Source organism: Pseudomonas sp. TH32 (assembly GCF_016650855.1).
Classification (GTDB): Bacteria; Pseudomonadota; Gammaproteobacteria; order Pseudomonadales; family Pseudomonadaceae; genus Aquipseudomonas.
Window position 1 is genome coordinate 2,292,945 of the sequence record NZ_JAEKFA010000002.1, and the last position, 22,154, is coordinate 2,315,098.

A 22,154-nucleotide genomic window follows, 5' to 3' on the forward strand; every position below is an offset into this window, starting at 1 on the left:
CTCTCCAAGGCTTCACTGTCGATAGGCGCAGACTACAGTTTTTACTGCGTGAGGGCTCTCGCCTGGTCGCGGCGCTGGCGCGCTTCGCTCAAAGTGTTTCGGAAGAGGTGCCCAGGAATATGCGAGGTTTCGAGCCTTTGGCGGCTACGAATAATGCCAGCCCGGCGGTATCGCTGAGGCTGTAATCCTTGTCTTTGGGCTTTGCTTGCCTGACGGCCGTGTCAGCAAGAGGCATTTAGTACATCGCTTTAGTCAGTCGAATTCAGATGTGCTGACCCATGTACTGAAAATATTGAGAAGGGATAACAACAAGAAAGCCCCGGCCGGCCAGTGCCTGCGGGGCTTTTTGAGAAGGGTTGATAACCCCTGAGAATCGAAAATGGTGCCCGAAGCCGGAATCGAACCGGCACGCCCTTACGAGCGGGGGATTTTAAGTCCGCAAACTAATCCTTTTAATACATAGACATAGAAGCAATTCCTTTCCGCACCAGAGATAAAAATGGTCCTCTGCAGCCCGGCAAATTCAAGGGCTGCCATTTTTTTGCGGAAAGGAATTCACCCTCCCGGCGTCCTGCCGACCGAACACAAACTCCCCAAATAACACCGACTGCTAAGCTGTTCACTCCACCAGAGGAACGCCGATGCCCAACTCAGACCTGCTCCCTTCCCTGCTCTCCAAGCTCTACGAAAACCAGTTGGCCCTTGAGGCATCCATAATGGAGATCTCGAACTGGGTCGAGCAGCGTGGCTCCGCTGATGTGGCGGAAAATGTGCGCGGCGCCCTGCACACCATTGACGAGAACGAAGAGTTCATAAAGCTGACTCTGGCGGTCCTCATGGCGCCTGACTGATCGTCGGGTAAACCTGCAGTTCGTCGCCTCAAGCCTTCAGCTTCGCCAAATCTCGAATACTGTATACACATACAGTGCCCGGAATACCTACCATGAACATCGACGAAGACACCGACTGGTGGCTTGGCAGCCCCACGCCTCTGGAAATGTGCAGGCAGCACGCACTCATGCTGGAGAACGAGTACCAGGAGCAGAGCCTGCAACTGCGAAAGGCCAGGCAGGACATTCAGGGGCTGATCCAGATGCAAGCTGATGCTCTACGCGATAAGGCCACGGCTGAGCTCAAGCTCAAGAAAGCACAAGCCGAGATTGCCGAGCTAAAAAGCAAAGCGTCAGAGCTTGATGGCCAAATTCGAAGCCTGATGATCGTCAAAAACCAGCGGGATATCGTTCTCCACCAGAACCAGGAGCTACTGCGGCAGATCCGTATGGGGCAAACCACGATCAGCAACTAACCTGAGTTGAACCTCGGAGGTTATGACCATGTGCGGAAGACTTTCCCAGTACAGCGGCATTCACGACTTTGTAGCAGCGCTGAGCATGCCCAATGCCCTGGCGAACTCCGTGGGTGATCTGCCGCTGGAGCGCTACAACGTGGCACCGTCCACCCAGGTCGCCCTGCTCCACCTGCAGGGCGACCTGCTGCATGCCGGCCTGGTGCGCTGGGGATGGCGACCGCACTGGGCCAAGGATCGCGCACCGCCGATCAACGCCCGCGTCGAGAAGGTGGCCCACGGCCTGTTCTTCCGGGCGATCTGGCCGAACCGGGCAATCACGCCGATCAACAACTGGTTTGAGTGGGTGGACGAAGGCGGCCCGAAGAAAAAGCCATATCTGATCCGCCGGCGGGATGGTGCACCCGTGCTGTGCGCAGCCATTGGCCAACTGCCCGACAGCGATGAAGGACCAGGCGAGCATGACGGATTCGTGATCATCACCGCCGACAGCGCCGGCGGCATGGTGGACATCCACGGTCAGCGGCCCGTAGTGCTAATGCCGGACCTAGCCCGGGAATGGCTGGACCCGGCCACGCCTAAGGAGCGCGCCGAACAGATAGCGAAACGAGCTAAGCTTTCTTAGCCACAACGTAAACAATGTCACTTGGCAGCAAGCGTAAAACCGGCAGGGAGGCAGCGACGGCGCAATAGATTATGGCTTTTGAAAACGCCCCAAGATTCCCAGCGCATGAAATTCTGGAATACAGGCCAGCCAATCCGAGCGTGGGCAGCGTGCCTGTTTTTATTGTGGCGAAATTGTTTTTAGTCAGTAACTCGGAAAGGTTTTTTGAGTTGAAATAGTGGACATGCGGTGACGGCAAATCCTTTTGCCATAACCTTTCAAAATAGCCAAACTTTTCAACCCGACAAAATAATCTAGATACTTTGTAGAAAACCCCATCACTGCTAGGCAAGTTCAACACAAGCAAGCCGCCGCCATTCAACCTCTCATAACACTCAGAAAGGACTCCTCCTATTTCTGGGATATGCTCAATAACGTCATTAAACACAATCACATCGAACATTTCTCCGTCTTTCAGCGCATCAGGAAAATATCCTTTGCGTACTGGCAAACCTCTTGCAGATGTCACATTGAATACAGCCTCGTCAGGCTCAACACCCAGGGTCTCAAACTTGCCCATTGCAGCTTCTAAAAACCACCCGTGAGCACATCCAACATCAATCAACTTACCGCCACCAGGTTTGAACGATGAAATAACATCAATAAGCTTTTTAAAATTACCAACACGAATATCGCGAAGACCAGTTGCTCTCACAGACTCATTAACGAGATTATGCGGAGACAATTCATTGATCACCGGCTGTAGATCACCCTTCTCATAACCGCAACTAGTGCATCTGAAGTGCCAAACTTGAATACCAACTGAAAGATTACTACTACATATGGGGCAGACATTATTATTCATTTAAGTCCTTAATATCCATATCAGTCATAGTGACACAAGCATACTATAGTACCTTTTCGTTTCCAATCCTAAGCATGCAACCACTACAGATCGCCGTTAAGCGGGCATTCCTGGCGGCGGCATATGTATACAATTTCCTTAGATTTCAGATAATTGGGATTGACTCTCAAAGCTGCTTGCTCAAGTTAGGCTTAGAAATTGCTCGTCGAAGCTCTAGGGCTGAAAGTGCTCCTCTAATGCTGAATTGAATATGACATGAAGGCCCTCAGCCGTGCCTGGCTGTAGAGCGTTATAAGTCTCACGTACGAGAATAAATCGTTGGTTTGAGCACCTGCCTTAACTGCAATAATTTGTCGCCCCTCGGGCTTCGCCGCACCGGTCCCCTGCACTGCAACGTTAACGCACCATGGCTCTCACGTACGCCTGGCACGCCCGTAGCGCGATCAGTCCGTTATCCCCGGCGCCGGTGATGGCAAGAATTCGTTGAGCATGCGCTGGGTCAAGTTGGGCTCGACGGGCTGCATGAACCACGCGGACGGCGCCGGGGGTGGCAGGCACGTCGCAGCCACTGGCTGAATCCGTGGCGTCGAGAAGGACTGACAGCCGCACATCAGCAGTAGCAAGGCGGTCACGCAGCAGAGCTTGGTTGCGCTGGGCATCGGATAATTCCTTGGTGTGTTGTTGGTCGGAGGCGGCCAGTTGCTTCTCTGTGGCCAGGCGCTTGTCCTGCTCGGCGCGGGCCTGGGCGGTAGCGGCGTTGCCGATCGTGTCGAGGTCCGTCTGGAACTGCCCCGCCTGCTTTGCCAGCTTCCCGTCGTACCGCCAGTCCTGCACCTGCCAGGCCGCACCGAAACTCAAGGCCATGGCCAGCAGGATCAGCACCGCCAGCCCGGCCAGTTTCTGCACCGGCGTCATGCCAGTGCCCGCCGCACGCCTTCGGCCAACACCGCGTCGGGATAGGCATAGCCCGCGTTTTCGTGGTGGATAATTGCCTTGACGAAGCCAGCCATTACCGGCGCTCGGCCCAGATCGATCTCGGCGCCGGGCTGGGTGCCGGTGTTCGCCTCAACGGCGCGAACGTAGGCAACGGTGTCGTTCTCCACAGAAGGCGCCCAGCGACTGATGATCGCCTTCACCGTCTTCAAGCCGTGCTTTCGCTGATAGGTCAGCAGCAGCTTGCCTAGGGCGCGGATACCATTTTCGGGAGTGTCGAACCGGGCAAAGCGCTTCTCGATGGCCGGGTCGGGCTTGAGTTGGCCCTGCCATTGGTTGGCCGGGACATAATCGATGTTGCCGGGGTTGCGGTTGCGCACCCCGCGCGTTTCAGTGGTCAGCATACTTTTCTCCAGGCGAAAAAAAACCGCTCAAGGCGGCATCGGTGTTCGGGTGATGGTCAGGCCTCTGTCTCTTCCGCGATGCCCTGCGACCCAGCAACTGGCGGTGGAGATGGCATCTCCACTACAACCGCATCCGGCACCAGGATGTGCAGCGTGATCATGTGCTTCAGGTCGTAAGGCTTATCGTCCTTGGTCACTGTCACGACCAGCACATCGTCAACTAACTGGATGTCCACATCCGCCCGAGAGTCCACCTGGTTGACGGTGTAACCCCAGCCTTCGTCGATCGGCGGGAACGGGACCATGCCTAGACAGCCGGTGACGCGGTACAGACCGATACCTTCACGCGAAGACTGAATCACCCCCGATCCATTGGTCACGAAATCGTAAGTAGCGCCAGTGGCGCCAAGAACGTTGATTGCTGCTCTTGCCATGGTCAGATCGCCTTCAAGGTGCCGTCTGCGGCACGGGTGGTGTTAGCGTCGGTGTACGTCTTTCGCCATGCCCGCCACGTACCGCTTGTCATGGCGCGGAAGTACTGTTCACCGTTATCCCAAGAAAAAAACATCTGTGAACCTGACGAAGAACTGTTTCCGGCAAAGGTGGTTAGCGAGCCTTCTAGAAGAACTGTAGACACCCCGACGATGTAGAACTTACCTGTTACGGTACCTCCAGTTCTAAAATATTCAGGCCCTATTCCTACGCCAACATACTCAGCATTATTAAGCGCCCCGATGCCGCCATAGCCGACGGTTAGAGACCGGCCCGACGTAGTGTCCGATGTCGATGTAACGAGCGTCGAAGTTGCTGCGTTTCCGAGCCCCAGCGCCGACCTTGCGCCTGCCTGATCTGTTGCGCCAGTTCCGCCCTTGTTCAGAGGCAAGGTGTCGTAGTTACCGGTCGTCCCCAGCGCTGCCAGCTTCGCCCCGAACTGGTTGTTCAGTGCATTGAAGGCATCCGACAGCATCTTGTCGTAGCCCTGCACAGGCATGATGGCGTAGGCAGCGCCGCTGGCAGTTGGGCCTTTGTACGCAGGCAGGATCGAAATCACCGTAGCGCTGGCAACGTTCGCCACCTCGTAGTTCACACCATCCGGGCCTATGAACGAGTCCCCCACGCGCGAGCTTGCAGCGAAGTCGACGTTGGCCCCCACGACAGTTGTGCTGCCCGCTTGAACGGACACTGTTCCGGCTCTTTGCCAAACCATACTTTTCTCCAGGCAATAAAAAACCGCTCAAGGCGGCATAGGTAGTTGGCACTAATTCAAGTTATTGGTTTTGCAAATACAACTGGAACGAAGAAAGACGTGGAGTTGGCTACCCCGACCACCCACATCAATATGCTGTTTGTCCCATAGTCCCAAGTGCAATACAGTTTTGCAGCTCGTGTGCTTGCCCCTGCCACATCCATGCCTATGTTATTGATGAGCATGAAGTCCCCTGTATCCAAGGGGCTGGTTGCCGTCCAATTGCTACGCGTGGTCCCCTGGCCGGTAGAGCTAGAGCCGAGATAGGTCCATGCTGAAATAGTCCGAGTGAACTGGGCGCAGGGGGTGCCGCTGTCAAAAAGCAACTTGGCCGAGCCATCCCATATCCTGATCCCATAGGTTGCGGTAGGGGTTGAACTATAGGCAGCAACAAAAAAGTTTCCTGCTCCTCCACCAAGAAACGAAAACCCCGTCCAGTTTCCCGGGCTTCCGGCGATCGTGGCGTAGCTGAACGTAGTGGTGGCATCCGGCCTTACGAATACCAGTGGCGGCTCCGCGCTGGTTATAGGGGCGCTAAATGACGCGCCCCCTTGATACCTGCCTCTTTGCAAAACCACTAACCGCGAGAACTCTGAATCAAGCGTCACAACATCATTGTTATTAGTGAACTGTACGCCGTAGCTCATCTATCGATACCTCATAACCAAAAGTCTCTGAGGTCCAAGCCCAAGGGTTCCGCTCGGCTGCGCCCGGTTTGCGAACCAAACAACTACGCCTCCCTCGTAAACCTGGGGCTCATATTGAATGGCATATAGGTTTTGCGCGCTTGGATCTTGAGGGTAAGCACCGATAGGGACGCAAACAGCCGAATGGGTTGAAGGAGAGACTCCAGGTATGGCGATAGTTCTGCTGCGGCCGGGAGCAGGAACTCCAGCCTCAACCACAGCCGAATACACCACCCTCACAGTAAACGAAGTCTCATCCAGCTCAAGGGCACCAGTGGCGCTCCAAATTCTTATCCCGAAACTCATGCGGAAAGATCTCCCCACTGGTAGCGCTTCACACCGTTTTCATCGAAGACTTTGCCACCCCTGTTATTGATCACCTGGCGCGCCTGCCCACCGAATGCACCGTTGATTTCAAAGGTCCCGTCGAAGAACAACTTCCAGCCACTGGTGCCAGCCACGTAGTTATTCGACTGGATGTAGTTGCCGATCTTGGCGTTGGTGATCGTGCCGTCCTGAATGAAAGCTGAACTGATGAACGTCTGCCCACCAGTAATCGAGAACGGCGACACCGGCGTGCCGTTGGCCAGGTTCAGCAACATGAACGTGTCAGCCCTGACCACGAACTGCGACGACACACCAGACGGATCGACCTGAAGGCCGAGACCGAACGAGGCCGCGTACTTCTGGCCACCGGCGGTGGTCTCCATCTTCACCGACCAGAGCGTCGACAACTTGCCGTTGGTATCAGCAAGGGCCGAAGACGTTTGCTGGATTGCCGACTTGTTGCTGGCTACTTCCGCGCTGACCTGAGCGACCTGCTGTGCGGAAGCCTCCTTATTGTTCGCCACGGTGCGCTCCAGGAACGTCACATTCGCGGCGTTCTGGTTGACCTTGGCGTCAATGGTAGTGGTGCGCTGTGTCGCAGCCTCCGTTTCAGTAGCTCGAACCTTGCTCTCCTGAACAATGGCGGCCGTGCTGGCCCACCCTTTCAACGCGTCAGCCTTCGCCCGGTTGCCGCTGTCATCACGTGCCGCGGCGCGCAGCGCGTTGGTGGAGCTGGCCTGAGCCGTGACCACCCCGTCGAGCTTGCTGATGTCAGCGGTATTTGTGGTGACCTGCTGAGCCAGACCGTTCGCCGTCTCGACCGATTGGCCCACGTCCACCCAGTAGGTGACGTTCGGCGGAGGGCTGTTGAACGGGACGTCCTTGGAGGCCTGATAAATGCGCCCACCCTCTACGACCATCTGGCCTTTCAGGTAGGTCGCATCTTTGTCATAACCCTTCAGCCCATCCAGCGCGTCGATCTGATCCTGCAGGCCCGGAATCTTCTCGATGTCGCTAAGCAGGTCCTGGCCGAGCTCGGTCTTGCTGATCTTGCCGGCGAGCATGCCAAGGATTGGCCCAGCATCCGAACTGGCCTGGCCCATCACGCCATTGCCGACCGGATAAAACGGGCCGACGTTGCCGGTCCGGTCCACCAGGCGCGCCCAGAAGAACAGGGTTGCACCTGCCAGCAGTTGTTGCATGCGGTAGTCAGATTGCGGGTAGGCCAGGTCGGCCAGCTTGGTGGCCACTGACAGGTCATTGGCCTGGCCATACCACAACTCGGTGCGCTGGGTGTCTTCGGCGCCTTGCAGGAAACCCCACTTGATACCGATGCCGAACAGTTCGCTGGTGGTGGCCAGGAATGCTACCGCCGGCGGCAGTCCGACCTTCCCTTCCAGGTTGGTCAGGTTGGAGCTTTTCCAGATCGACGAGATCTCGAAGGCGCTCACCGAGCGTACCCGGGCCACGTAGGCGCCCGAGTAAATCCCGGTCACGTCGACGCTGGTCGAGCCGGTGCGTTGCACCTTGATCCAGTTGCCGCTGTCCTTGCGCCACTCCACGTCATAGGCGGTCGCGCCATTCACGGCAGGCCACGAGATGTTCATGGTGCTGATCGCGATGCCCTGGTTCACGGCGTAGCTCGACGTCAGCGTTACACTTGCCGGTGCCGGTACCACGGTGACCGGAACAACACTGATTGGCCGCTCTTCCAGCCGAGCGCCGGTGTCGATGTGCGCGAACTTGCTCGGGTCGTACTGCACGGCGGAAATTTCGAACACGCCAGGCTCGGGCCGGGAAACGCTGGTCACCCGGTACAGCGGGATGGCCAGGTCGTCAGCGTCGAGCGCCCACACCAGTTCACGCTCAGGCGCCACGGAGTACGCCGTGGTGACCGTGAGTTGCCGGCCGCTAACCAACTGCACGGTGCGCCCCTCGCACTTGCCGTCGGGCAAGTTGAGGATCAGGCGGTCACCGGGCTTGGCCTGGGTGTCGCGGTCCAAGGTGATGACCTTTCCGTTCACCGCCGAGATGCGCCCGCCCACGGGCCGGCCGGCCAACAGCTCATCAGCGATAGGGATTACGTAGCCAGGCAGCGGGATACGACCGTCCAGGCCGACACGGAACGTTACCGCCCGGTCCTTGGAGTTGGTGAGCAACGCCCACTTGCCGCGGCGCTGCGCCTCAGACTCACGCGTGCAGCCGATCGCGCTGATCTCCAGCGGGTTATCGCCGTAGCGCCGCTGCAGCTTCTGATCGGTCACCGCAGTGACGTCGGTGTCGTAGTTGTTCGCCGGATTGTCGTAGCTGATCAGGGCCCGGCTGTAGCGAGTACGTTCTGATGCGCTCGAATAGGTGAATGGCTGACGCCCCTCGGTGATCACGTTCGCGCCGGTGTAGGCGAAGTCAAAGTCAGTGGCCCGTGGCATATCCGACAGGGTGAACACCTGGCCTTGGGCCCAGTAGGTCATGCCCCGGTAGATAGCCGAAATGTCGCGGAGCAGAGTCCAGGCATCAGCTTTGCTTTGCAGGTTCAGGTTGCAGATGAAGCGCGGCTCCATGCCGCCCTTACCGTCGGGCACCAACTGGTCCGCATACTGGGAGATCCTGTAGAGCTCCCATTTATCGACCATCCACGGCTTTATGCGGCGGCCAAGGCCGAAGCGGTCGTTCGTGGTGATGCCGTAGGTGTGCCAGACGGGGTTGTCCGTCCAAGCCTCTTTGAAGGTGCCATCCCACACGCCTGTATAGCTGCGAGAGCGCGAGTCGTAGTTACTTGGAACCTGCCACTTTCGGCCATCACATACGACAGTCACGGCAGGAATGCTGCGGAACTGCTCGGCGGAAAACTCGATGTAGAGCAACGCGGTGTTCGGGTAGCGGATCTTTGCGTCGATCACCTCGGTGAAACCGGCGATCTGCATGGTGTCCGAGATTTTGTTGTTGTTCTGGTTGGGCGTTATACGGGTGATGCGCATCAGCCAGCCAGTAGTGGCCTTCGGCAGATCGATACGGCGCGTACGCTCATACACGCTGGTGGTCTTGCCATCGACAGCTTCGCTGAACACCTGCTGATAGGCCCCCCCATCAGTAGCAAGCTCAACCTTATATTCGATCCGGTACCCATTGATGTTGCCCCCGGCGTCCATGGACTGGAGCGCCGGCCAAGCGAATCGTACGCGCACGGCAGAAAGCTGGGTGTTGCTGATCGATCGAACCCAAGGCGTACCGCTGCGCAGCTCAGTGCTGATCGTCGTTTCGTTTTCTATCGACGGGATGCCCTGGATATAGGTCTGGTCCACCGCCCCGGTACGCCACTCCCACTTCACGTTCGGGAAGTTCATGTTGCCTTGGGGGTCTTGCAACGGGGTCCCGTCGAGGCGGATATCGCGATCCGTAGGCGTGCCTTCAAACTCGCCCTCACCCACAGCAATCAACATCTTTGCAATTGCCACTGAGCGCAGACTGTCTGGTGCCTCAGTTGGGGTTTTAGGCTTTGCTTCGCCACCCTTGGCGCCGTGGACATCAATTTTTCGTACTGCGCCCATGCTTTCCTCCAGGCAATAAAAAACCGCCTCAAGGGCGGCTGCGGTGCTTCACGTTCGGGCTACATCTGGTCTTCCGCATAGATGGCGGCACTGATGATCGCTCCGCCCCATGGGCGCCTTCCCGCGCACAGAGGCACCGGGTTGCCGGAAGCCGTGGTGTTCTTGGCACTGCCGAAGGCGTAACCCGGCGTGTTCTCCGGCGCGGCGCTGGTCTTGAGGCCCCCAGCCTGCGGGCTGAGCATTTGGATTACGCCGCCGGCTACCAGTCCGATACCCGCTCCAATTAACGGGGTACCGAACGGAGTTGCCGCGAAAATAACCCCGACAACAATCAGGATCGCGCCGACGATGGTCTGAAGGACCCCGCCTCGCTTACTACCCACCACTACAGGAGCAATCCGAATGTCACCGGCGCCCCTGTAGCTCAACTCTTTCTCGCCGATGTTGCGCTTATCGCGAAAGACTGCGAACTCCAGACCTCGCGATTTGGCGTTCGACAGGAAGCGTTCAAATCCGGGAATCTGGATGCACAGAGCCTTAATAGCCTCGGCAGGCGATTTCACCGCAAGCCTGAAGGACTTCCCGAACTGACGTAGCTGCCCATGCAGGCGAATGGTTGTCATTGGTTGGTAGTTGATCGCTGATGCCTGCATCTTTTTCTCCGGGCAATAAAAAACCGCCCGGAGGCGGCTTTATGATTTTCGTTTTTCAGTTGTAGTCGACATAGGGGCCGATGTAGAAGCCGCCTATATCACCGCTGATCCTGTACAGACTTTCCTTCCCAGGCTGCACGGTCGCCGCAATAGTTCGGATCGCCGCGCCGGCACATAGACCAGATCCTGCCAGGCCAGCGCCGAGATTTGGCGATCCCGGCGGAAGGTAAAAGGTAGCGCGCTGACCAGTACCAATTTTCGCAGCCTTGCGCCCATCTACATAGACGACGATATCGCAGCCCGAACCGACGGCGCCGGAGTCGCGCACAACCGTAATTTTCCCACTTTCGCCAGATGGCTTGGACTGGAAGGCATAAATCTCATCCGCCGGTACCGGCTTTGCGTCGCGCACTGAGATTGCCGTGGAGGCGCACCCCGCCAGCATCGCCACCACTACCGCCGCTATCAAAATTCGCATGTCGTTCCCTCGTTTAGACATCAAGGGACTTTATCACCAACGAGGGAGTAACACGAAAGCCCGGCCTCCCCGGCTTTTTCATGCCAGCTAAAACCAAGGCATCGACCTCAGCGCCCAAGCTCATGGGGCTACCATCTCAAGCACTCTCATCTCATCGCCCCAGTGGATAGCGAAGTCAATTTCCTGCGAAACCGAACGTCCGCGCGCCCTCAGATATGTCACGGCCGAGAGAACCCGCTGGATAGCATTCGATATCGCCAGCTCAGATGGCTCTAGAAACTGCCCTTTAGGGAGCAGACTGTTTACATACTCCTGCTCCTCCGTAGTGACATCGGAGGGGAAAGTCATCATCGAATAACCCGGCGCGAGCCCGGCCATGCTATTGGCCTGATAGTCGTAATATGCTGTGACCACTCCTCCGCCCGTTGGGATTGAGAGTTTCCACGTAGATTTCGGGATCCATACCGCAGCCAGGTTGGAGTCGCGTCGCTCGAATGCCGCTTGCTCTTCTCCAATGATTGATAGCATCCGCCCTACGTCCGCCGGACATTCACGCTTGAATCGCTCCTTCACTGGTTCGATAAGAGCTTCCCAGCCAGAGGCAGTGATGTAGCCCGAAGCAGTTTCAGTGATTTTCCGAGCCGTGGGGCCGACGCGCTCTGATGAACCATCGGAATAGATAGCGAATGTCTCGCGATCGGCGGCAAGGACTGTACAGTCCTCCATGCTGATCACAGCGATGAACGTCATCGGGCAACTCCTGTTGTTGGAAATAGGATGATGCCACTGGCAGCGAAAACTGTCCCAAGCCTCACCGCCAGATGCAAAAAGCCCAGCACGGGGCTGGGCTGGGCTTGTTTTCTCAATCACTTTTCCTGTTACTCGTTGGCGGTGGTGGTGCCAATGGAGGTGGTGGCGGGGCCGCAGGGGGTTTTGTCGGTAGAATACTCCGCGGAGTTCCCGGGTTGAGGTTTAAACCGTCCTTGGCTATACCTCTGCCGAGGTCAACTAGTCCATTCTTGCCGTTTTGATCATTCAAGCGCTCAACTCCCCTGTCGTTCCAAAAACTCAACCCAATAAATATCGGAATTCGCCACCATAAAGTAGGTCAAGCCGGTGCACGGAGTCATCGTCTCATCGACAATCCAATGCGGATGCTCAATTAAGAAATGCCCTGTGGCTGGATCGCCTGGCCACGCCAGAGGATAGCCCAACAACCTCCGCCCATCCACAAAGTGCAAAACAATACCCCGATCACGAAAGCGTCTAAACGCGTAACGCCACTCGCCAGAAGACGCCCTAGAGGTCAAGCCAAACCGCCTTGCAATGCTGTATAGATGGTCATGGTTTGAGCAATACGCAAGCAGAAGGCCTGTAAAGACCGCTAGACCTAAAGACCAACCTGTCGCGGTATTTTCTGACCACGAACCCAATACAAACCACTGCCCCAACCAAACAGCTAGTAATTCAACGCCATCAACAAGCAGCTTAATCAAGCCTGTGCAAATTAGAGCCTGAATGACCTGCTCGAACTGACCGGGTTTCTTTGCATCAGCGAGCCAGTAAAAAACAACAGTCGCCAAAAAACCAGGCAGCAAGGCCTGCAATATTGGCATTAGCGTTCCTGCTATTTCACCCATAGGGAAACATCCATTTCGATCTGTTCGATCAGATTACCCCGGACCTGGCCAGGCATCCAGCGTGGATGGAATGCCAGTAACTGTGGTGAACGTCGGCGTAGTAGCTTTGTGCCTCATTTCTAACCAGGGCAGGACGGAATATGGCGCGCTACACACCCGAAACTGAGCAGTACCTCAAAAGGACACCTGTCTCTCTTCTTGGCTCGGTCGTTTGGAGTACTGTGCACTCCATTGGCGACAACGTTCCCGTATCTGGAATTTACCGGTGCGAGACCTGCGGCGATGAAATCACGTCCAACAAAGACACGCAGTTCCCGCCTCAGAATACGCACCAGCATCCCGGATCAGCGAAGACCATTGGCTGGCGGCTGATCGTCGAAACCCAAACGAAAGGCTAAAGGATTTCCCCAGTCCTTCGCCTGCAAGCTCAAGGACTGGGGTTGCGCCAATTTCGGCGCGTTTATGACCTGGAGGTCAATGTGAGCGATCAACAAAAAGATCCACGCAAGAAAGGATGGTTCTTCAGTTGGGCAGTGGTTCAGAAGAACCCTGTAAGCTTTGCTGGAGCATTTCCGAGCAAAGATGCGGCACAAGCCAAGGCAATAACACTTGGCGACGGGTACTATGCGGCCTACGTCACTCATCTGCCCGGTTCTGATGAGTTCATAGTTGAGGAGGAGCCTCGCGGGTGAGGATTACGGCCGGATCTCTGTGAACGTGATCCGGCCAACTCCGGCGACTACAGCAGCTTTCAGGTCAGGCTTTCCGCTATAGCTTCGACTATATCCATCACCACCCGGCCCAACTTTGCCCTTGAAGCTCAATCGGTCGACTTCGGTATCGCCGTCTAGAATGGCGACAACCACCTCGGCGCCGCAAAGGCCCTCGCTTGAGCTGATAAATAAATCTTGAATATTCAGTGTGTAGCGCTGGCTGGCTTGCATAGCTCACCCTTGCGGCTCTGCCGCGTCATGTTGGTTGTTTTGCGTCTTTGTGCCTGAGGATCAGGCGTGTTCGATCATGCCAAGGCCCGCCGTAGACGATGATCTCGGACGGCCTGCCGTACAGGTGATGCAGCAGGAATGGGCCCGGGCCGAAGGTGCCCGACTCTTCGCCGGGTAGCACCGGATCAGTGCCCAGGTAGATCCCGGCATGATTCGGGTGAACTGTCCGGCCCACGTGCATAACGATCAGATCGCCGCGCTGCGGCCGGTCGACGCGAACAAAGCCAGCGACCTCATAGTGCTGCTCGTACAGGCTTGCGTTATCCGCACTCTCCCACCAGCGATCAGTGCGCTGGAAGGCCTCGAACTCAATCCCCCATTCGCGCTGGTACCAATCAGCGCAGACCTGCCAGCAGTCCCAGGCGCCGTGTACAAACGGACGCTTGAGCAGCGGCGTGCTGCCGGTTGGTGTGATCGTGCGCATGTCGCCCTCGGGCCAGGACAGAATGTGCCAGGGCAAGGCCGTGGCCTCGCACATGGCCAGGTCGTGCGGTGACGGCCGGCTGGTAGCGTCTGGGTGCGAGTGGACAATGCCGATGACTTCGCCCAGGTCTTCCGCAGCAGCGTAGTCCTCGGGATCGAGCCGAAATTCTTCGTTCGGCTCCGTGGCGATGTTCCGGCACGGGAAGTACTTCTGCGCTCGCCCAACGGCCAGCAGCAGGCCGCAGCATTCGCGCGGATATTCAGCCGTCGCGTGTGCCTGGATGGCCGCGATGATGTGCTTGCGCATGGTCAGCTCCTGGCGATCAGGGAAACAGCGGGGAATCCGCCGAAGGCGAGTTCGTTGTTTTCGCCGAAGCGCTTCTTGCATGACGACAGACAGCCCTTGCACTGGTCCAGGGCCGGGTCATCCGTGGGGTTGTCCTCGTCATCGAACATGGCAGCGCCGGTGTAGCCGCAGTCCGGCCCCCGGTAACCATTGGTCATGGCCCAGTGGCAAAACGTCGTCATCTGGCGCCCGGGCAATCCGTGGTTATCGATCTCGCCAGGCGAGGACAACTCCCAGACCACGGCCTCGCCGTCCTCGCTGGTTTTCTGGTCGATGTACCAGATCTCCAGGCCTTCCTGAGTCGGATCGGCCGTTGGGTTGCCCTCGGGAAAGTTCGCCGCATCCAGGTACTGGGCCAGGGTTTCGCGGACGGTCAGCTTGAACTTCAGCAGATCCTCGAAGGCCAGGCACAGCGCGGTGACACGTCCGTTGATGTTGCCGGCGGCGAAAGTCGGCCTGGTGGCGGTGCCGTCGCTATTGGAGCTGATGCCCTCGATCTGTACGGGCCAGGCGGCGTATTCCTCGCCCTGCCACCAAATCGACTTGGCCGGCAGATCCTCCTCCGAATGCTCGTAGGCCAGTAGTTCCTCGGGCGTGTGCGGGATGGCGTGACCGTGGAAGCGCAGGTAATCCGCGCCGTATTCGGTCCCGTCGATTTCGAACAGGCGAATTTCGGCGCCGGGCTCCAGTTTCTGGATGTCCGTGATCAGTGCCATGGGTGGTTATCTCAGGGTGAAAAGGTTTGTTCGAAGGTCGCGGTGATCGCGTACACCTGGCCGCCGCGGTGCACTGGCTTGTAGCCGTTGCACTTGTAGAGGCCCAGGTCTCCCAGGGGCGGCTCCCAGAGGAAGCCCTTTGCACCCTTGTGCCGGTCGATGAAGTCCGTGATGTCCTTGATCCGGCCCTTCATACCGGTGAAGGTGACCGGCCAGGACTGGGATTTGTTGTTGATCCCGTCCTCGGTCGACTGCGCGTAGCCGTCGGCAAACTGCTTCGTGCGTACGCGCTGCTTGATGTCCCCCTCTACGCCTTTTTCAGTGGCCCAGGTGAATCGCTCGATTGCCATAAATCATCCTTTTACGTTTCGGCTGCTCACGCCGCCTTGGCGCCAAGACTTGGCGATCTCTTCTGTTGCGATTTGTCGGGTGCGCGACTCCATGTTGCGCTGGAACAGCTCGGCGTCGAACTCAGCCCCGTCTGGGCGGCCGGCCTCCTGGTCAGTGAGGATGATCGGCATGCTGAGACTGAGGTTTACCCCGCCACTGCCGCCGCCAACCGCAGAAACACCCAGCTTGCCATTGGCAGTCCGCGTGAGTGGCATGATTGCCTCATAACCCGCCTCGCCCATGACCCCCGTCTTGCCGCCGGCCATACCGAATGCAGTTGGTTTGCTGACGATTGAGTTGGTGAAGGCGCCGCCGTCGGCGAACATCTGCACACCGCCCGACCAGGCGCCGCCCTTGGCCTGAATGCTGCCCGGGGTGAAGTTGGACAGATCGGTACCGGTGTATCCGGCCTGACTCGCCCCGCCAGAACCACCGCCTCCGCCGAAGTAGCTCAGCCCTGCGCCAAACAAGCTGCTGAGTAGCTGCGAGCTCGCTTGTCGAGTGGCAATCCGCGCCATGTCGGCAAGGATCGATTTTGCAAAGTCAGCAAAAGAAAGCTTCCCGGTCAGCGCGAAATTAACCACCGCATCTTCCATGGAGCTGAAGGCATTGCCGAACAGGCTCTTGGTCTGGCCCGCGATGTTCTTCGCCGAATCCAGATAATTGGCCCAGGCCGACGTCGCGCCCTTCGTCCAATCGCCTTGGGCGTTCTCCACATCCGCGTAGTTCTGTCGGATCTGGTCCGTAGCAGCCTTGTTCGCGTCTGCGAGCGCCTGGGACTTACGCTTGAACTCCTCCTCCGACATATTCCGCGACGGGTCGGACTTCTGGTTGGCCAGCTCGAGCGACTGCTGAGCAAACCGGTCTTGCTGGCTGTTCAGTTCGCCGTTGAGTGCGTTCTGGCGGTCACCCTGGCCCACGCCGAGAACTGCGCGCTGGCCGGCAAGCTCCAGGGCTCGTTGTTGCTGAGCCAGGGCCAGCACGTAGGTGGTGATCGACCGCTCCTGCTTGGCAAGGCGCCCGGTCTCGTTAGTGGCCAACACCTCAAGCTGGCTGTCGGCCTCCTTCTGCGCCTTGACCATCCCTGCGCGCGCGTCAGCGATCTTCTGATCCAGCTGGATGCTTTGCGCGGCCGTCGTCGCCTTCTTGCCCTTGGTGGCTTCCAGCGCTGCGATCTCGGCCTCATAGGCTGCGGTCACCTCATCACGCTGATTGCCGATCAGGGCTTCACGCTTCAGTGCGTATTCGGACTGAGAAATCAGCCCGGCCTTTTCCGCCGCATCCAGTTCCTTCTGGGTGTTTTTGTACGCATCAACAATGGCTGCGAGGTTGTTTTTGGCGTTGTTGAAGCCGGTCAGGTCAACCTGATTTACAGCCGCCTTCGGGTCCTTGAACTTGTCGTTGATGTTGGAAATATTCTTGTCGATCGCCGACTGATCGAGCCGCGAGTCCTTCGGGTCAACCTTGCGGATATCGTCGAGTTGCCGCCTATATTCCTTGATCGCCTCAGTGCGCTTTTGCTCGTTCGTCCACGACGACTTGGTCAGGGCATCGATCTTGGCCATCGACGAAACGGCATCGCCCTGCGCCTTCGCCTGCTCGCCTTCCCACTTGGCGATATCGGCCTGGGCAGCCTTTTCGTCCTCAAGCATGTTCAGGCGGTTCTGCCGGAACTCGATCATTTCCTTCTGGTTTTGGAACAGGCCGATATTGCCTTTCTGCGCATCGGTCAGGTCGCGGCGAGCCTGCTCGATGTCTGCACCAATGTCCGGCCGGCCGATGTTTTTGAAATTGTCGGCAGCACGCGCAACGGCGTTGTAGCCTCGCTCCCAGAAACTCAGGTTTTGGAGAATCTTCGGCGTACGCTCGTTGATCGCATCGGCATAGGATTCGGTTGCAAGCTTCACGGCGCCGGCGTGGTCACCCTGCTGCTCCAATGCGGCGATTTGCGAGTAAACCGAGGCCGTCAGGTAGTGGTACTGGTCGTTCAGTGCAGCAGACGCCTTTACCGGGTCGTCTGCCAGCTTGGAGAACTCGGCGACAGTCTCGCTCACGGCCTTGCCGGTGGCTTCCTTCATCGACACGGCAGCCTGGGTGATGCCGGTGAAGCTGTCTCCGGCGATCTTGCCGTTGTCGGCCAGCAGCGCCAGCACAGCGGCGGCCTGACCGGTGGTGCCGACTGTTGCGCTCACCTGGCGCGCCATATCGCCCAGTTGCCCGGCACTCACCCCCGCGTAGTTGCCGGTGAGGATCAGCGATTTGTTGTAACTGTCCTGCTCCTCGCTGCCCTTGTAGTAGGCGTATGCGAGGCCGCCAACAGCAGCCGTTGCAAGCGCCAGCGGCCCCAGGATGGCGAGCAACCCGGCAGCACCTGCGCCAGCCCCGGCGCCCAACTGAGCAACAGCACGCACGCCGCTGCCCCAGTCACCCGAGGAAAGAGCATTGCCCAGCTGCACGACGTTTTCCTGCGCCTGGCGGGTACCGAGGCGCAGCTTGTCGAAACCGGTGGTGGTCTTTTCGAGCTTGGCGTAGTCCTTGTCGATCTTGCTCAGGGCAGTGTTGTATTGGTCCTGGCTGATGCGGCCGGCGTCCAGGTGTTTGCCGAGCTGCTCGACCTGTGTGTCCAGCTTGGCCAGCGCGCCACGGGCCGGGTCAATTGCACCCAACAGGCTGTTGAGGGCCTTCTGCTCGTCCATCGCAGACTTAGCCAGCGCGATTTGCTGCTTATCGAGCTGCGCCGATATCTTCGCCGCCTCGGCCTCGCCATAGGCGCCGGTCTTGGTCAGCTTCGCCAGGGCATCACGCTGCTTTGCCAGGTCCTGTGTGGTCTTGGCGCTGGTGGAAAGCGATTTCTCCAGCGCCTGCATTTCGTTCATCAGCGAAACGGCGGACTGCTCGGCCCGGCCGCCGGCCTTCGCCATCTCATCCAGGCTCGTTTTCGCCTGGATTGCATCGGCCGAGTCGATCTTGACGCCGAGTTCTGCAATGTTCATCGACTCACCTTGAATAAGTGCCCGTAGTTACGGGCTGTTTTCCCTTTCCTCCGCCATAACGCGCAGGGCTTCACCTTCCAGCACCTGAAGGTCAGGGAAGATTTCAGCGAGTTTCTTTTTCTTGATGCCGAGGAACCCGGCCACGTCGCGGATGCAGGTGTAGTCGAGGCCGATCGCGCCACCAGCGCCAGCCCGCCACTGGGTCGACATCCGGTTGAACAGGAAGAACGCCGGCCAGTTGCAGGGCCAGACCTCGGTCGCCTCCTCAAGGTCACCCGGGGTAAGCCCGAACAGGCCCATCAGTTCAGCCGGTGCCGCCGGCGCGTAGAGTGCGCGGGCGGCGTCCGTCAGTTTCCCAAGCGGGCCTGATTGAATGCGCTCTGGTAGGCATTCACGACCGCCTCAGCGGCGCCCTGGCAGGACGTCACCAGCGCACGAATGCTCTTGTCGTCGAACTTGTCGTCGAAGCCCCAGCCGACTACCAGGTCCTTGATCTGCTGCGACTGCTGCTCAGTGTCAGCAGCAACGATTTCGGAAAACGTTGGGCTTTCGCCCAGGGCGGTCCGAGCTTCATCGCGCTTCAGGTTCCACTCATCAAACAGAGCGGCAAGCCCCGGGCGATCCCGATACTTAAAGGTGAACTCGATTTTCTCGGGCTCACCCCCAACGATAGGGATCGACACGAAGGCCTTGAACGTCGGGTTTTGGGCAATTCTGATCTTTGCCATGGGTTACGCCACCGCAGTCAGGTAACGGGTCGGCTCGGCCTGCAGCGCCAGGTTGACGGTGCGCGTCAACAGGTTGTTGCGGGAGACTGCCGGCTGCTTGGAGAACGACGTGTAGGTGCCGTACAGCAGGGTGTCATTGCCGGGCAGGTTGAGGCGCGCCGCTTCAATCTGCTTACCGGCGTCAGCTTTCAGCAGAACGCTGTTGAAGGCCTGGGCCGGGTCGTCAGCGATGGTCAGCACCATGCTTGCCGCCGATTTGTCGGTGGGGATTTGTTTGCCCTGGTCATCCTCGAGGAACACCACATCCAGGTAGTTCTGTTCACCGCCGGAGAAGGCAACGTCGGAGATCTGCGGGATCTGCACCCAGGTCAGCACCTTGCGCATAGTGCCTGCACCGCCTGCTGCCGGGAAAACCTGAGTATCGGTGGTGTCGATACCTTCCAGGGTGATAGCCGTCGCGGTGGCCGCCTTCACGCGTACAACCTTGCTATCCAGCTTGCTCCAGCCGGACGTGAGCAGAACGATATCGCCGGCGGCAATGGTGCCGCCGACTACAGTAGCCACCGCCTCGCTCGCATTGCTGATGGCAGCGAACGCCAGTGCCGCGCCGTAGGTTGCGGCGTGCTGGAAGGTGCCACCGTTCGGGAGTTTGTAGCCCATGGGTATTTCCTCTTTGCAGATATGAAAAAACCCGCTCAATGGCGGGCTCGTGGGTTTGCCCAATGGGCGGGATCAGTTCGTGTCGGCTCGGTACAAGAACGAGACCGGGACGGTGTAGATGGAATCGCCGGTGATGCCGGGGCCCTGGTCGACCGGCGACATCGTCACCACGGTGACCGGGGCCTTCGTGTCCCTGGCGTACAGCGGGAACAGGTTGATCAGTTCTTCCGCGATGGGGTTCGTCTTGGTCTTACCCGTGCCCGCCGGCGCGATGATGCTCACCTGGAAGACCCCGGTGAACAGCCGATGATCACCGCCAAGAGTGTTGCTCGTGGTGTCGCCCGGGATCGTGAAAGCCCTCAGGTATGTCTCGCCCGCCACCGGCGTGTAGGCCGTGTTCTCGAAGACGATCTTCAGCTTTTCAGACCTGACAGCGTTCCAGGCAATGAGCTTGGCCTCGTAGATCGAGGCGATGATTGCGTGACTCATACCTGGTTGTTCCTGATGGCCTCCAGCACGATCTGCTGGAAGCGAGCCACGGTTAACCGGACCATGCCGCTGGGGGCCTGGGTGGAATGGCCGAACTCCAGCGGGATGGCATAGGGCAAGTTGTTGATGATGTAGGCCATCTGGCCGGCGGTGAAGTCGCTCATAGCTGCGACCAGCGCCGCAGTGGTTTCGGCGCCGCTGGGGTCTACTTCGTCAAACGTGACGTTCTCGACCACGCCGAGCGATATGTGCCAGTTCGCACGGAACCGGCCGCCGGCGTAGCCTTCAGGCGCCTTGATGTCCATGCCGTCGTTGAGCTTGCGGCCCTTCTTCAGCCTGCCACCGTTCGTGAGGTTGGCCGGGTCACTGCGCAGCGCGCTGTTGTGATCGTCAACCGCCTTGTTGTACTGGGTCGCCACGGCGTTCTGCGCCCAGATCTCCGGGTTACCCACGGGGGACATCCGGATCAGGCTGCTCCCGACCTCGATAATGATCTCGCGCACACTGGCGTCGATGGCTTCACTGGTCTGGGCGGCGAACTCAGCCAGGCTCAGGGCGAAGCTGCCGGACTGGGTCGCCATGTCATTTCCTCAGTTGCGCCGTCCAAGTTGCATCAGCCGGGTCGGCGGACACGTTCATCACCCGCAGCCCGTTGACGATATCGCCAATGGCCGGGGTAGCCGGTACCGCCGTCGGCACGCCGGCCTCCGACACGAACAGCTCGTTTTGCAGCACCAGCAGCTTCTTGTCGGTGGTCTGGATGAGAGAGCCGTCGATTTCCTTGGACAGGTAGCTGCCCAGAACTCCGCGCCCCGAGTACGTCACGGTGGTCTCCGGTGTTTCGCCACCCAAGTCGGGGTCATACTCGCCCGCAACCTTACGCACGCCCGTCACCGGCTTGACTGCATCGGCCAGGCCATCAGGATCGTCGAACGACTCGGCCAATTCAGCCTGGATCTCTTCGCGCATACCCATGATCAGATCCTCTTCAGCATCATCACGCCGGAGCGCCTGATCCACGGTTCCAGCAGGGCCAGAGCGAAGTTGACTCCCGCCGACTGATCGGTAGAGCCCGCCACGTAGGTTTTGCTCACCGATGTCCCGGACTGAGCCGAGACCGTCTTGCTCTGCACTTCCTTCTGCGTTGCTGTGTACAGCTTGCCCGCCGCCGCCTCTTTGGCGACCTGGGCGCCGGCTGTTTTGATCTCGGCAGGTACCGGATCGGGAACAACCCGCTTAATCTTGGCCGTGAGCCAGGCGTTGGCCATGGCCACAGCAAGGACCGGATCACCGGAGCCGGCCCAGTCAGGACCGAGCTGGGCGTCAACATCGGCGACGGTGATGTAATCGGTCATGTGCTTGTCCTTATTCCGCTGGCACCAGGCCCTGCAGGTCTTCTTTCTTGGCGGACGGGTCGAAGGCAATGCCCTTCTCGGTCAGCCATTCTTTCAGCTCGGGGACCTTCATTTTCAGAGGGTCGGTTTCTTTGCTCTCTGGCTCCTTGCCGTCGGACACCTTGATGCCGGCCGCCTGGTAGGCGTCGAAGATGTCCGGGGCATCGCCATCGACCACCACCTCGGTAGCGGAACCGATGACACCGAAGAATTCGCTCAGCAGGCGGTAGCACACGCCGCGCTCTTTGCCCGGCTTGTCCGTGTAGATCACTTTCATGAGTCACCTCAAAAGCACCCCGGCGACCATAAAGACGCCAGGTT

Annotated in this window: 28 protein-coding genes; 4 read left to right on the plus strand and 24 right to left on the minus strand. The window is 58.6% G+C overall.

Annotation, left to right across the window (positions count from 1 at the left end; all coding sequences use genetic code 11):
* The first annotated feature begins 641 nt into the window (after positions 1-641).
* The 3 genes from JFV30_RS14045 to JFV30_RS14055 all read left to right on the plus strand — a co-directional run bounded on the left by JFV30_RS14045 (position 642) and on the right by JFV30_RS14055 (position 1,931).
* Positions 642-851, plus strand: coding sequence for a hypothetical protein (locus JFV30_RS14045; RefSeq protein WP_046383000.1), 210 nt, complete (start codon positions 642-644; stop codon positions 849-851).
* A gap of 92 nt (positions 852-943) precedes the next feature.
* Positions 944-1,306 carry a hypothetical protein gene (locus tag JFV30_RS14050; RefSeq protein ID WP_201124330.1) on the plus strand — a complete coding sequence of 121 codons (363 nt, stop codon included), beginning with the start codon at positions 944-946 and terminating at the stop codon, positions 1,304-1,306.
* 28 nt (positions 1,307-1,334) lie between these two features.
* On the plus strand, positions 1,335-1,931 hold the full coding sequence (locus JFV30_RS14055) for an SOS response-associated peptidase family protein (protein WP_201124331.1): 597 nt from the start codon (positions 1,335-1,337) through the stop codon (positions 1,929-1,931).
* Here the strand turns inward: JFV30_RS14055 and JFV30_RS14060 are convergent.
* From JFV30_RS14060 to JFV30_RS14110, 11 genes are all read right to left on the minus strand, one after another.
* The gene (locus tag JFV30_RS14060) at positions 1,918-2,775 is read right to left on the minus strand and encodes a methyltransferase domain-containing protein (RefSeq protein WP_201124332.1); all 858 of its coding nucleotides are present in this window, start codon (positions 2,773-2,775) and stop codon (positions 1,918-1,920) included. The genes JFV30_RS14055 and JFV30_RS14060 overlap by 14 nt on opposite strands.
* A 396-nt stretch (positions 2,776-3,171) precedes the next feature.
* Positions 3,172-3,690 (minus strand): lysis system i-spanin subunit Rz, encoded by a 519-nt coding sequence (locus JFV30_RS14065; protein WP_201124333.1) that lies wholly within the window; start codon positions 3,688-3,690, stop codon positions 3,172-3,174.
* Positions 3,687-4,112, minus strand: coding sequence for a structural protein (locus tag JFV30_RS14070; RefSeq protein WP_201124334.1), 426 nt, complete (start codon positions 4,110-4,112; stop codon positions 3,687-3,689). The genes JFV30_RS14065 and JFV30_RS14070 overlap by 4 nt, the downstream gene beginning before the upstream one ends.
* A gap of 56 nt (positions 4,113-4,168) precedes the next feature.
* Positions 4,169-4,546, minus strand: a complete 378-nt coding sequence (locus JFV30_RS14075) for a phage tail protein (RefSeq protein ID WP_201124335.1) — start codon at positions 4,544-4,546, stop codon at positions 4,169-4,171.
* 2 nt (positions 4,547-4,548) lie between these two features.
* Positions 4,549-5,319, minus strand: a complete 771-nt coding sequence (locus tag JFV30_RS33205) for a pyocin knob domain-containing protein (protein WP_242487079.1) — start codon at positions 5,317-5,319, stop codon at positions 4,549-4,551.
* A gap of 56 nt (positions 5,320-5,375) precedes the next feature.
* Entirely contained in the window at positions 5,376-6,005 is a 630-nt protein-coding gene (locus JFV30_RS14085; protein WP_201124336.1) for a hypothetical protein, read from the minus strand.
* 341 nt (positions 6,006-6,346) lie between these two features.
* On the minus strand, positions 6,347-9,919 hold the full coding sequence (locus JFV30_RS14090; protein ID WP_201124337.1) for a host specificity protein J: 3,573 nt from the start codon (positions 9,917-9,919) through the stop codon (positions 6,347-6,349).
* Positions 9,920-9,978: 59 nt separating this feature from the next.
* Positions 9,979-10,572 (minus strand): tail assembly protein, encoded by a 594-nt coding sequence (locus JFV30_RS14095; protein ID WP_201124338.1) that lies wholly within the window; start codon positions 10,570-10,572, stop codon positions 9,979-9,981.
* A 55-nt stretch (positions 10,573-10,627) separates the two neighbouring features.
* Positions 10,628-11,050 carry a hypothetical protein gene (locus JFV30_RS14100; protein WP_201124339.1) on the minus strand — a complete coding sequence of 141 codons (423 nt, stop codon included), beginning with the start codon at positions 11,048-11,050 and terminating at the stop codon, positions 10,628-10,630.
* A 120-nt stretch (positions 11,051-11,170) separates the two neighbouring features.
* The gene (locus JFV30_RS14105) at positions 11,171-11,800 is read right to left on the minus strand and encodes a hypothetical protein (protein WP_201124340.1); all 630 of its coding nucleotides are present in this window, start codon (positions 11,798-11,800) and stop codon (positions 11,171-11,173) included.
* Between the two features lie 293 nt (positions 11,801-12,093).
* Entirely contained in the window at positions 12,094-12,690 is a 597-nt protein-coding gene (locus JFV30_RS14110; RefSeq protein ID WP_201124341.1) for a DUF6338 family protein, read from the minus strand.
* A gap of 479 nt (positions 12,691-13,169) precedes the next feature.
* On the opposite strand from JFV30_RS14110, the gene JFV30_RS14115 reads away from it, so the two are divergent.
* Entirely contained in the window at positions 13,170-13,382 is a 213-nt protein-coding gene (locus JFV30_RS14115) for a hypothetical protein (protein WP_201124342.1), read from the plus strand.
* 3 nt (positions 13,383-13,385) lie between these two features.
* Here the strand turns inward: JFV30_RS14115 and JFV30_RS14120 are convergent, their stop codons facing one another.
* The 13 genes from JFV30_RS14120 to JFV30_RS14180 all read right to left on the minus strand — a co-directional run bounded on the left by JFV30_RS14120 (position 13,386) and on the right by JFV30_RS14180 (position 22,110).
* Positions 13,386-13,634 carry a hypothetical protein gene (locus JFV30_RS14120; RefSeq protein ID WP_201124343.1) on the minus strand — a complete coding sequence of 83 codons (249 nt, stop codon included), beginning with the start codon at positions 13,632-13,634 and terminating at the stop codon, positions 13,386-13,388.
* A gap of 25 nt (positions 13,635-13,659) precedes the next feature.
* Positions 13,660-14,424, minus strand: coding sequence for a C40 family peptidase (locus JFV30_RS14125; RefSeq protein WP_201124344.1), 765 nt, complete (start codon positions 14,422-14,424; stop codon positions 13,660-13,662).
* A 2-nt stretch (positions 14,425-14,426) separates the two neighbouring features.
* Complete coding sequence (locus JFV30_RS14130) at positions 14,427-15,179, minus strand: phage minor tail protein L (RefSeq protein WP_201124345.1); 753 nt, start codon at positions 15,177-15,179, stop codon at positions 14,427-14,429.
* Between the two features lie 11 nt (positions 15,180-15,190).
* Positions 15,191-15,529 carry a phage tail protein gene (locus JFV30_RS14135; protein ID WP_201124346.1) on the minus strand — a complete coding sequence of 113 codons (339 nt, stop codon included), beginning with the start codon at positions 15,527-15,529 and terminating at the stop codon, positions 15,191-15,193.
* 3 nt (positions 15,530-15,532) lie between these two features.
* Positions 15,533-18,562 carry a phage tail tape measure protein gene (locus JFV30_RS14140; RefSeq protein WP_201124347.1) on the minus strand — a complete coding sequence of 1,010 codons (3,030 nt, stop codon included), beginning with the start codon at positions 18,560-18,562 and terminating at the stop codon, positions 15,533-15,535.
* Positions 18,563-18,589: 27 nt separating this feature from the next.
* A complete protein-coding gene (locus tag JFV30_RS14145) occupies positions 18,590-18,862 on the minus strand; it encodes a DUF1799 domain-containing protein (protein WP_201124348.1) in 273 nt (90 codons plus the stop codon).
* Between the two features lie 47 nt (positions 18,863-18,909).
* Positions 18,910-19,290 carry a phage tail assembly chaperone gene (locus tag JFV30_RS14150; RefSeq protein WP_201124349.1) on the minus strand — a complete coding sequence of 127 codons (381 nt, stop codon included), beginning with the start codon at positions 19,288-19,290 and terminating at the stop codon, positions 18,910-18,912.
* A gap of 3 nt (positions 19,291-19,293) precedes the next feature.
* Entirely contained in the window at positions 19,294-19,950 is a 657-nt protein-coding gene (locus tag JFV30_RS14155; protein WP_063030564.1) for a phage tail protein, read from the minus strand.
* Positions 19,951-20,022: 72 nt separating this feature from the next.
* A complete protein-coding gene (locus tag JFV30_RS14160) occupies positions 20,023-20,439 on the minus strand; it encodes a phage tail terminator-like protein (RefSeq protein WP_201124350.1) in 417 nt (138 codons plus the stop codon).
* Positions 20,436-21,020: a hypothetical protein gene (locus tag JFV30_RS14165; RefSeq protein WP_201124351.1), complete on the minus strand. Its 585-nt coding sequence runs from the start codon at positions 21,018-21,020 to the stop codon at positions 20,436-20,438. Before JFV30_RS14165 ends, JFV30_RS14160 begins: the two co-directional genes overlap by 4 nt.
* A gap of 1 nt (position 21,021) precedes the next feature.
* A complete protein-coding gene (locus JFV30_RS14170; RefSeq protein WP_201124352.1) occupies positions 21,022-21,414 on the minus strand; it encodes a hypothetical protein in 393 nt (130 codons plus the stop codon).
* Positions 21,415-21,416: 2 nt separating this feature from the next.
* Entirely contained in the window at positions 21,417-21,794 is a 378-nt protein-coding gene (locus tag JFV30_RS14175; protein WP_201124353.1) for a hypothetical protein, read from the minus strand.
* 10 nt (positions 21,795-21,804) lie between these two features.
* Positions 21,805-22,110, minus strand: a complete 306-nt coding sequence (locus JFV30_RS14180) for a HeH/LEM domain-containing protein (RefSeq protein WP_177054266.1) — start codon at positions 22,108-22,110, stop codon at positions 21,805-21,807.
* Positions 22,111-22,154 lie beyond the last annotated feature (44 nt).